Source organism: Sphingomonas abaci, from assembly GCF_014199625.1.
Taxonomy (GTDB): domain Bacteria; phylum Pseudomonadota; class Alphaproteobacteria; order Sphingomonadales; family Sphingomonadaceae; genus Sphingomonas; species Sphingomonas abaci.
This window is the reverse complement of sequence record NZ_JACHNY010000027.1, coordinates 1-9,716: the sequence shown is the minus strand read 5'-3', so window position 1 is coordinate 9,716 and position 9,716 is coordinate 1. Positions and strand designations below refer to the sequence as shown.

13 protein-coding genes are annotated in these 9,716 nt (G+C 64.9%); 5 read left to right on the top strand and 8 right to left on the bottom strand.

Annotation, left to right across the window (positions count from 1 at the left end):
* A partial coding sequence (locus GGQ96_RS21250) for a hypothetical protein (protein WP_221240097.1) occupies positions 1–314 on the top strand: 314 nt, incomplete at its 5' end.
* Between the two features lie 293 nt (positions 315–607).
* On the opposite strand, the gene GGQ96_RS20865 is transcribed toward GGQ96_RS21250, so the two are convergent.
* From GGQ96_RS20865 to GGQ96_RS20835, 7 genes are all read right to left on the bottom strand, one after another.
* Positions 608–1,036 (bottom strand): DUF5615 family PIN-like protein, encoded by a 429-nt coding sequence (locus tag GGQ96_RS20865; RefSeq protein WP_184117163.1) that lies wholly within the window; start codon positions 1,034–1,036, stop codon positions 608–610.
* Positions 1,033–1,683 carry a DUF433 domain-containing protein gene (locus tag GGQ96_RS20860; protein ID WP_221240096.1) on the bottom strand — a complete coding sequence of 217 codons (651 nt, stop codon included), beginning with the start codon at positions 1,681–1,683 and terminating at the stop codon, positions 1,033–1,035. Before GGQ96_RS20860 ends, GGQ96_RS20865 begins: the two co-directional genes overlap by 4 nt.
* A gap of 109 nt (positions 1,684–1,792) precedes the next feature.
* The gene (locus GGQ96_RS20855; protein WP_184117161.1) at positions 1,793–2,020 is read right to left on the bottom strand and encodes a hypothetical protein; all 228 of its coding nucleotides are present in this window, start codon (positions 2,018–2,020) and stop codon (positions 1,793–1,795) included.
* Between the two features lie 221 nt (positions 2,021–2,241).
* The gene (locus tag GGQ96_RS20850) at positions 2,242–3,213 is read right to left on the bottom strand and encodes an ExeA family protein (protein WP_007406337.1); all 972 of its coding nucleotides are present in this window, start codon (positions 3,211–3,213) and stop codon (positions 2,242–2,244) included.
* Between the two features lie 12 nt (positions 3,214–3,225).
* The gene (locus GGQ96_RS20845; RefSeq protein ID WP_007406365.1) at positions 3,226–4,887 is read right to left on the bottom strand and encodes an IS481 family transposase; all 1,662 of its coding nucleotides are present in this window, start codon (positions 4,885–4,887) and stop codon (positions 3,226–3,228) included.
* Positions 4,884–5,546: a recombinase family protein gene (locus tag GGQ96_RS20840; protein WP_007406363.1), complete on the bottom strand. Its 663-nt coding sequence runs from the start codon at positions 5,544–5,546 to the stop codon at positions 4,884–4,886. Before GGQ96_RS20840 ends, GGQ96_RS20845 begins: the two co-directional genes overlap by 4 nt.
* A gap of 183 nt (positions 5,547–5,729) precedes the next feature.
* Entirely contained in the window at positions 5,730–6,125 is a 396-nt protein-coding gene (locus GGQ96_RS20835; RefSeq protein WP_007406344.1) for a MerR family transcriptional regulator, read from the bottom strand.
* Between the two features lie 115 nt (positions 6,126–6,240).
* On the opposite strand from GGQ96_RS20835, the gene merC reads away from it, so the two are divergent.
* Genes merC through GGQ96_RS20820 form a run of 4 tightly spaced genes read left to right on the top strand, consistent with a single transcriptional unit; the run spans position 6,241 to position 8,685 of the window.
* On the top strand, positions 6,241–6,666 hold the full coding sequence (merC, locus tag GGQ96_RS20830; RefSeq protein ID WP_133177339.1) for an organomercurial transporter MerC: 426 nt from the start codon (positions 6,241–6,243) through the stop codon (positions 6,664–6,666).
* Positions 6,666–7,073 carry a mercuric transporter MerT family protein gene (locus GGQ96_RS20825; RefSeq protein ID WP_158005333.1) on the top strand — a complete coding sequence of 136 codons (408 nt, stop codon included), beginning with the start codon at positions 6,666–6,668 and terminating at the stop codon, positions 7,071–7,073. Before merC ends, GGQ96_RS20825 begins: the two co-directional genes overlap by 1 nt.
* Positions 7,073–7,294, top strand: coding sequence for a GDCCVxC domain-containing (seleno)protein (locus GGQ96_RS21725; RefSeq protein WP_082450164.1), 222 nt, complete (start codon positions 7,073–7,075; stop codon positions 7,292–7,294). Before GGQ96_RS20825 ends, GGQ96_RS21725 begins: the two co-directional genes overlap by 1 nt.
* A 44-nt stretch (positions 7,295–7,338) precedes the next feature.
* Positions 7,339–8,685: a dihydrolipoyl dehydrogenase family protein gene (locus GGQ96_RS20820; protein ID WP_007406355.1), complete on the top strand. Its 1,347-nt coding sequence runs from the start codon at positions 7,339–7,341 to the stop codon at positions 8,683–8,685.
* A gap of 299 nt (positions 8,686–8,984) precedes the next feature.
* On the opposite strand, the gene GGQ96_RS20815 is transcribed toward GGQ96_RS20820, so the two are convergent.
* Positions 8,985–9,470, bottom strand: coding sequence for a hypothetical protein (locus tag GGQ96_RS20815; protein WP_184117160.1), 486 nt, complete (start codon positions 9,468–9,470; stop codon positions 8,985–8,987).
* Between the last annotated feature and the right edge of the window lie 246 nt (positions 9,471–9,716).

The window sequence follows — 9,716 nt, the reverse complement described above, 5'->3', positions numbered from 1 at the left end:
CGAGGCCGAAGAGCAATACTATGCTGCCGCGAACATCGTCGATATGGCAGCGTGACTCACATCCAACAGCCTCCGGCAAACCCGGCGCGGTTCAGTTTGACGCCGTGCTGACCGGCACCAACGGACAACGCGGGCACTATGCCGTGGTACCCGTACTGCGGGATAATGAGGTTGTTTGGATCGACCCAGCGGGCTTTGAGCTTGCGATCACTCCGTCGGCACATACACTTAGCCGAAAAGCACGCCGGAGCGACTACGCGCTCAACACCGGTTCGGCTAACCCCACCGTGTCACGGCGCTTTCGTCCGGCGTAGTCCCTCGCGGCGTTCCCTAAGAAGCCAAACTTAGCAAATCGACCCAGCCAGTCTTTTGGGCATACCCTCAGCGGCCCTACTCCGGCCGGTCCGATTTGCGCCAAAAATGAACGTCTAAAATTTGGCCCGGATTGGATCCTTGGTCCGCTTGGAGTGCCAATCAAGAAAGACCATACGGCACCCTACCAAACGGCACCGCAGGAGCCCGATTGAGGGTTGAAGAGCTGCTTTCAGACTCTGCCTTATGGGCAGGCTGCAAGGCGGTATCGTAGCAGAGATTTTGTCCCGCGCGGCTAGATCGCTGGCAGTTCGTAGAGAGTGATCTCAATGCTTTCCTGATCGCCCTCGCCAGTCAGGGTGATTTCCAAGCATTGGTTGACCAAGTCGTCGGCGAGCCGCTCGATCTCATCGAGCGCGACGTCGAACAGTTCGATCTGCATGTCGAGATCCATGCCTTTGGGGCCGTTTAGGCAGATCAAGCCGGGATGGAGTTCGAGATTTCGGTAGAGGCCCTTCTCACCTGGCCGATCCGCTGCGCCGCGGAAATCGACCGAGTTTCTCGTCACGAGCGTGTAATCGCCTGCTACGACGATCGGGACGAGGTTCCAGTCCTGAGTGCCCGCAAGGCCGCGGTAGGCGACGCTCGTCGTTTCCTCATGGCCGCGAGTAATGGCGCGATGGACGAGCTCGCTGCTTAGGCACTCATCTATGAAGAGCTTCACGCGCTCAGCCGTCGCCGCGCGATCGTACGTTTCGACAAGATCTTCGCGCCCGTCAAAGCCCGACGTTCCGGTGGCCTGCCCTGCAGCGGATTGGCCCGGGCATAGAGCGTTGCCAATTCTATCTGCTCTTCGTCCAACGAGGGATAGGCACTGGCGATGCGCGACACCGAGAGGCCAGCGGCAACCGAGGCGGCGACATCGTGGATTGGAACCCGCGTTCCCGCCACGACGGGCGTACCGCCGAGAATGTCGGGATCAACCTTCACCACGTTCCGTGCGGCGAGATAACGACGCCACCGCTCGTGCGTCTCGGCCCAGAAGGTTTCAAGGTCAAGCGCGAGGAAATCATGGCGTACTGTGCAGTGCCGCCGCAGCGAAAGCCACCGCGAGGCCCCTTCCCCAGCCGCTTCTACCCGCTTGTCGATGTCGAGGATCGCGAAGCGGCGTTCGTCGGCCGTCAGCCTGCCAGCGCTGCGATGATAGAAGGCGATGTAGAAGCAAGCTTCCGCCCAGACACCCCTGCCCTTGCCACGGTGTACGACGCGCGCCGGCAGCGCCCGATCGATCGCATGATTCACGATATTGAGCTCAACGCCGGAAATGACCGCCGCTTCCGTCGGCTTGAGCAAGTCCACCGTTTCGGTCACGGGCTGCGCCTCTGAATGTCTTCCCATCGGTGGAGATATATAACGGAGCGATCGACGGTCAAGGATTGTGGCGGGAAGAGGCAAGGCGCCTACACCGTGCCGCCCCATTTCACGGTCGCTGAACCTTGCCGATCCTGGGTTCGGTCGGAGCATCAGGATCAAGGGTACCGATACTATCGAGATAGGGCTGAACCTCGTCGGCTTCGAAGAAGCCTGCGGGGTCGAAACTGGTGCATCGTAGCCGGTCGAGCACCTCCAGATCGGTTTTGAATAGCTCGTTCAGCGCTAAATTGAGCCTGAGCGAAATCTTGTCGGATTGCGTCTGGGCGATCGGCACGGCGACGCCCAGCAGGCGCTCGAAGGCGACCGCATCGGCGACCTGGATGTACGTGTAGCGGCCTGCAATGATGGTCGGCCCGGCGCGAGATTATAGGTCTATTCTGGCGCACGCTCCGTGAGACCGAAGCCGTGCTCTAGCGCACTATAGTTGAGAACGGGCGCACCTCGGGTGAAACGGACGCGAGACGCAGGCCACGCGACGCACGCTACGTGAGACGTTCATATTGGCAGTCCCGCGATGCGCATCTCGTCCGTTAGTTCGGTCGCCCGTGTACCCTCCAGCTCGCCGCGCATGAGCTTCCTGATCTCGGCGGGCTTGGCGTCGAACTGGTCGCACAGCGCCTTCACGTCGTAGCCGTGCCGGTTCAGCTCTGGCTCTATGTCGTCGAGGCGGCGCGACAGCACGCCGTCAACGATGGTGCCGTCGATCGGCTTGGCGCCGATCCCGAACCCCGCCTCGAACGCGCGGACGAGGTAGCGGCTGAGCTGGAGCGGCGTCTTCAGCCGCGCGGCGAGCAGCGTCGCCGCGTCGTCGGTGATGACCTCCTCGGGCTCGACGCCCTCTTCCAGCGAAGCCCGGAGCACCCAGTCGATGAAGTCGCGCTGCCGGTCGCGCAGCCCTCCGAACTCGAACAGCGTCGTGCGGTCACCCACCTCCTCCATGGTGGGGCGACGCAGGTCGTTCTTCAGACGCGGGTAGCCCAGCATGACGACCGAGAGTTGCCCGCCACCCTCCTGAACCAGCTCGACCAGACGCTTGAGCGCCTTCAGTGTGTTGGCGTGGAGGTCGTGCGCGTCGTCGACGAAGAGCGCGACCGGCTTCTTAGCCTTGCGGAACAGCTCCTGGAGGTCGCGCTCGCGGCGCTCGGCTTGGCGCGAGATGGTGGGTAGCTTGTCCGGGCTGAGGTCGTAGAACAGCGCCGACACGAGCAGCGGCACCGTGATCTTGGCCTTCTCCAGGCTGAGCGCGCGCGACACGATAACGCGGTTCTCGCGCTCCAGCGCCTCGCGCAACCTGCGCACCAGCAGCGACTTGCCCGACCCGATCACGGCCGTGAGCGCGATCAGCCGGCCCGCCATGATCGTCGTACGCAGGTCGTGAACGATTTGCTTGTGGTGCTCAGTCTCGTAGAACCCAACATCGACTGGCGGTCGGGCAAGCCGGTAGTGGTGCATGACTTCGGTCAGCATGGGGCAGGCTCCTCATCCCGCATGGGCGCGGCCGGGCGGGAACCGTTCGCGGATGGCGACCATCACCTCCGCGCGGACCAGCGTGCGGGCGAGCAGGTCGGCGATGAATTGGAGGTCGTCCGCGCTGAGCTTGCCGAGCGGCACGCGCAGCTCTTCCGCGATCGCCGCGCGCGCCTTCAGCGGCGTGGCGAACGCCAACTCCTCGAACCGGTCGGGACCGTCGAATGGGCGGGTGGCGAGCATGGCGCGGTGCGGCTCGCGCGCGATCAGGTCGGGCTCACCCGACAGCGCGGAGCGCGGGATGGAAATGCGGGTCGCGAGTTCGGCGACGCGGTCCTGGCGGACATCGCGCCTGCTCTTGCGGTGCTTGCGGTAGCGATGGAGCGGTACGGGGCCGCCCACGGGATCGAACGGACCGTAGCGCTCGTCGCCATGCTCGGCGAACAGCTCGGCGTCGAACAACCCCCACCACAGCACGACCGCCTCGCCGGCAAGCTCGGGGTCGAGCTCGTAGGTGACCCCCGCGACCGACACCCGCGCGTCCAGCCCGACCATGCGCCGCTCGGGCTCGCGCGCGAACGAGCAGAACCGCTCCCACGCGCACATCGCGCGGACCCCGCCCTCGGGCTGGCGCTCAAGCCAGTCATCGACGCGCGAGTGAGCCTCGTGCCGGTGATCGCGCGCATTTTCGCGATCGACGAACCGGGTCAGCCAAGCGTTCGCCTCGGCTTCGGTGTCGGGCTGGTGATGATGGTAGAGTGTCTCGTGCGCCTCCTTCACCGTCCGGAACGGCCGCTCGACCTTGCCCTTGGCGCGTGCGGTCGTGCGCGCACCGTCCGATCCGGCCGGCATGTGCGGAGTGACGATCACGTCCAGGCTCTCCATTACCCGCTTGAACACGGCTGACTTCGCGACGGGGCCGTTGTCGAGGTGGAGTTGCTTGGGGATACCCTGGAGCGGGTTGGTCGTGCCGTCCGGCTTGGCCGACATGGCGCGGAACAGGAAACCGAGCGCCGCCTCGACATCCTCACCATATACGCAGTGGTATTCGAGGTAGGCGAGCCCCGACCGGTCATCGACGACCGAGAACAGCATCAGCGTGGGCGCGCCGCCCCGTTCCAGGTCGACCCAGGGCGGGGGAACCGCGAGTTGCTTCAGGTCGGACGGGCTCAGGTCGAAGTGCCACAGGTCGTTGGCGTGCTCCGCCTGGAAACGGACGGCCGCGGGCTCTCGTGTCAGGCGCGCGTGGTCATACCCGAGCCGGCGCATATGTCGGTTGAGGGTCGAGATGGTGAGCAACCCGGGCGCGAGCTTGCGATGGCCATCGGGCGTGTGGACCCCATGCTCCTCGACCAGCCTGAGCGCCCGCGCGGTCGAGAGGTGGCGGCCCTTCCTGTTGGTGGTGCTCTTCTTCACCGCAGCGACGATCTCGCACCAGTGTTCGATCTCGCCGTCGCCCATGACGCGCGCGTGCCCGCGATCGGAGCGGTGCGCGTCGCGGGGACGGTGCTCGCCGCGTAGCGCACGGTACAGGGTGGCGCGCGACACGGCGTAGAGCCGGCAGGTCGACGCCATCATCTCCTTGCGGTCGGGGTGCCGGGGCGGCAGCGCCGCGAGGCGTCGTTTCAGGGTCGCGAGCGCCTCGGCTGGAACGGGCGCTCGCCAGACGGTCACGCCGCTTGTCGCTCTTCGCGAGCCCGGGTGGGAGGTTTGGGCATCGCCTTCCCGTCGAGGAGCGCCTGGCCGGGGGCCTTGGGCGTGCCGTCGCCGTTGATGTAGTGGTAGAGCGTCGTGGTCGTGATGCCGAGCCGCTTGGCCACCTCAGCCGCGACCGCCTTCCGGTCGCTCATCGCCGCCATTGCCATTTGCAGCGTCGAGCGGTCCATCTTGCGCGGGCGCCCGCCCAACCGGCCCCTGGCGCGCGCTGCAGCGAGCCCGGCGCGCGTACGCTCGGTGATCAGCTCGCGCTCGAACTCGGCAAATGCGGCGAAGATGCCGAACGCGAGCCGGCCATTGGCGGTCGTCGTGTCGATCTGCGCGCCGGCACCCGTCAGCACCTTCAGCCCGATCCCGCGCGAGCGCAGATCCTCTGCGGTGATGACGAGGTGACGGAGATCACGGCCGAGCCGGTCGAGCTTCCAGATCACCAACGTGTTGCCGGGCTGGAGCGCCTTCAGGCACGCGGTCAGGCCAGGCCGAGCATCGTGCCGACCCGATGCGAGGTCCTCGTAGATGCGGCTCGGGTCGACGCCGCCCGCGAGCAGCGCGTCGCGCTGCGGCTCCAGCGTCTGGCTGCCGTCGGCTTTCGAGACGCGGACGTATCCGATCAGCATGAGAAGGCCGGTTCACCCGCAAGGAAAGACAGCTACCACCCTGCATTCTGACGCTGGTTTCCGCAACGGCTTTTCTCGTTCTGAACGGCCGCGATCGGGTGGCCGATTGCGACCACAAGGAAACCGGACGTATTTCTTGCGAGCCGCGCGCGCTGTTGGGAGAAGCGGTAATGCACTGCCGTCTTAGGCAGGAGACAGGGCTTCAAGGATGCCGCACTCGGCAACGGTGCCGTGTCCGCATCGGTCGATGATACGCGCCAGCTCGCCATCCAGGGCTGCCAAGTCGGCGATCTTGCGCTCGATCGCCGCCCTGTGCTCGCGCGCGATCGTCTCGACCGCGGCACAGGACCAATCGCTATGGTCGGCCAAGCCCAGCAGCTCTCGCACTTGGTCGAGACTGAAACCAAGGCCGCGCGAGCGGCGAATGAATGACAGCCGGCGAAGGGTCGCCGAAGCATAGGTCCGGTAGTTGCCTTCGGTGCGCGCCGGCGCGGGCAGCAAGCCGATCTCCTCATAATAGCGGATCGTCTGCACCTTTGTGCCGGTCGCCTTGGCGAGGTCGCCGATTTTCAGAGCCACGGCCCTTGACCCTACAGTTGCTGGAGGGTGCATATAAGGTTTCGACTATGATCCTGTCGAGGAGCCAAGGCGAGCGCGGTGAGTCGCTGCGGCGGAGCGGGTGAAAGGAACGGCTGTGCCTACTGAGGACTCCCTAACGCGAACGGCCGATAAAACGGGTGTGATCGGCGCGATCATCGCCTCGTTCGGCTGTGCGGCGTGCTTTCCCGCCCTTGGCAGTCTCGGTGCCGGGATCGGCCTGAGTTTTCTGAGCCAGTATGAAGGCCCCTTTATCCGATACGTTCTGCCGCTCTCCGCGCTCATCGTATTGGCGGCGAACCTCCGCACCGGCCTTCGTCACAAGACCTGGCTGCGCCTAGCGTTAGGCGTCACTGGACCTGTGCTTGTTCTCATCGCCGCCCTGCTGATGTCGCTTCGCGGCGTTCGGGCGGAATGGGTGCTGTATGCGGGGCTGGTGTTGATGATCGGGGTGTCGATTCTCGATCTTGTTTCGCCTCCGGGGCGGCGGTTCAGCAATCCGATCCCATCGAGGAACAGATAATGACGGATACCGTCGCAAGGCAACCCTCAACACCGGGTGGGCCGCCCGTCCGGGGTGTCGCATCAATAGCGGCTGCGTTGGGCCTGGGCGCGGTCACGGCCGCCGCGGCCTGCTGCGTTCTGCCACTCGCGCTCGCCTCGCTCGGCGTGGGTGCTGGGCTCGCCGGCAGCTTCGTAGGGCTGGCGAGCATTCGCGCGCCGCTTCTGGTGCTGAGCGCGGTCGCGCTCGTGGTCGCTTGGGCCATGTGGTGGCGCAAGCGCGAGACGGCCTGTGCGCCGGGGGACGCCTGTGCGGTTGATGTCAGGTCGCGCCGGATCGTCGGCCTCCTGATTGCGGCAACTGTGCTGGTCGGCCTGGCCGCTATCTGGGGCTCGATCGAGCCTATCCTCATGAATTGGGTGTTGTAATGCTGCTCACCTCCACGTTGACCTGCCCCAAGTGCGGCCACCAATCGACCGACACCATGCCGACCGATGCGTGCCAGTTCTTCTACGACTGCAAAGGCTGCGCCGCGGTGCTTCGCCCCAACGCCGGGGACTGTTGCGTTTATTGCTCCTTCGGTGACGTGCCCTGTCCCCCGATACAGGAAGCGCGCGCGTCGGGATCAACGGCGAGCTGCTGCGCCTGACGGCACGCCAGCCGGGGAACCTGAACCACGCCAAGGAGAAGCTCGTGCCCGACACCTATGATCTGGTCGTCATCGGCGCGGGAACTGCCGCGCGGGTAGCGGCCATGCGCGTTCGCAAGGCCGGCAAGAGCGTCGCCGTGATCGACTGCCGACCCTATGGCGGCACCTGCGCCCTGCGCGGCTGCGATCCGAAAAAGATGCTACGCCACGGAGCCGCTGTGATCGACGACGCGCGCCGGATGCGGAGCAACGGCGTGGTGGGAAAGGACTGCATCGACTGGCGCGAGTTGATGGCGTTCAAGCGCACCTTCACTGATCCGGTGCCGGGGAAACATGAACGAAGCTACCATGAGGCCGGGGTGGATACCTACCACGGCCCGGCTCGCTTCACCGGCGCGAACAGCCTCGTCGTGGAGGGAAAGACGCTGGTTGGCGGCCATTTCCTTGTTGCCAGCGGTGCCGAACCGGTCCCGCTCGGCTTGCCCGGCGAAGAGCACGTCATCGACAATGAGGCGTTCCTGGCGATTGAGAGCCTGCCCCGGCGCATCGTGATCGTCGGGGGTGGATACATCGCGGCGGAGTTCTCTACAATCGCGGCGAACGCCGGGGCGCAAGTGACCATCCTCCAACGCGGGCCGCGCATGTTGACCGGCTTCGACCCCGATCTGGTCGGCTGGCTGATGCCCCGCCTGCGCGATGCGGGGATCGACGTGCAGCTCGATACGGAGGTCGAGGCGATCGACAAGACAGGCGACGGCTTCTCGGTTCGCGCCTCCACGGGCGGGGTGAGCAAGAGCTTCGCGGCCGATCTGATCGTCCATGCTGCCGGGCGACGCCCGGCGCTCGAAGCACTCGACCTCGATGCGGCGGGGATCGCACACGAGCGGGGCCGCCTCACGCTCAACGAGCATCTGCAAAGCGTCTCCAACCCGGCGGTGTATGCTGCCGGCGACGCGGCCCAGATGGGGCCTCCGCTGACGCCGGTATCGAGCCATGACGGCAAGGTCGTCGCCGGCAACATGCTCGAAGGCAACCACCTCCGCCCGGACTATCGGGGTATCCCCAGCGTCGCCTTCACGCTTCCTCCCATCGCTTCGGTCGGGCTCAGCGAAGCCGAAGCGCGCGAGCGGGGCCTGCGCTTCCGCGTGAAAAGCAATCTGGTCCCCAACTGGTACTCCGCGCGGCAAGCGGCCGAACCGGTTTATGGGTTCAAGGTGATGGTCGATGAAGGCGACGACCGGGTGCTCGGGGCTCACCTGGTCGGACCGCATGTGGACGAGGTCATCAATCTGTTCGCGCTCGCGATCCGGCATGGTCTGACGGCCGACGATCTGAAATCGACCATGTTCGCTTATCCGTCCGGGGCTTCGGATATCGGCTACATGCTGTGATTAAGCGGTCCAATGAACACCAATTCAGTGGGTCCGAAGGCGATAGCCGCTAACTCGGCGTCACATCAATGGGGCTCTCACGATCGTAACATGCGCACAGTCCAGCGACGGATGCGCGTCGCCGGTGCCGATTTGAAGGTCTCACAAAGCGTGCGCTGACTGATGACCGTCTCGCGTCCGTCTCAAAGATCGTACGCTGGTTCTCGAATAACGTGCGCCCAAGCACCTCGACGGTCTCACAGACTATGCGCCAGAGTGCGCCCTTTATCTCGCGTCGAACCGATCATCATTGCAGGCCGTCACATGTACGCGCTCGAATGTGGATAGCTGAGCGCCATCTTCGCACCGTCAATGTCGAGTGCGAGCACGGCGCGATGAGCCTCCCAGCCAGACGCATCGCCGAAATGCGCCAAATATCGATCACGAAGCTCGGTCATCCGATTATGCACTGCCCGCTCCTCCTCGCCGAGATGCGCGGTGATCTGAAGCTTGTTACGGCCTTTGCCGCTGCTGTGGGTCGCACGGGTGTAGAGCAGCACCGCCTGCGCGAACAACGCCTGCACGGTTGCCGCCTGGTCGCGACGGACAGGCCCCCCTTGTGCTGCGCTGATCTGCATCGCTCCTGATAGGCTCTTGCAGGCACTCATCATTTCGCGAGCTCGCTTCAGATCGTTCCGAACCGAACTCATTGAGATGGCGGCATGGATCAGCGGCTTCAGCGCCGCGATGCCCGGCGTGTCGGCGAAGCGTGCCGCGAACGCATTGAGGTCAAACAGTTCGAGCATATCTGGCCATTTCCGTCGATGAGGCGCTCGGCTTTTCGGCAGGTCTCAAAAGGTGCACTGTCACATAGTGCTACCACTGAGGTGAGGTCACAACCAGGGCTGGCCATGGTCAGCTTGACGTGCTCCCCGTCTTGTTACCGCTCAGACGTAGAGTCCCCGGGGTTCATGCTTGATGGTTGAGGGGATGGCAACGTGGTCCGGGGCATGCCCCGGACCACGTTGGCCGGCGATCTGGGCGGGGGTACG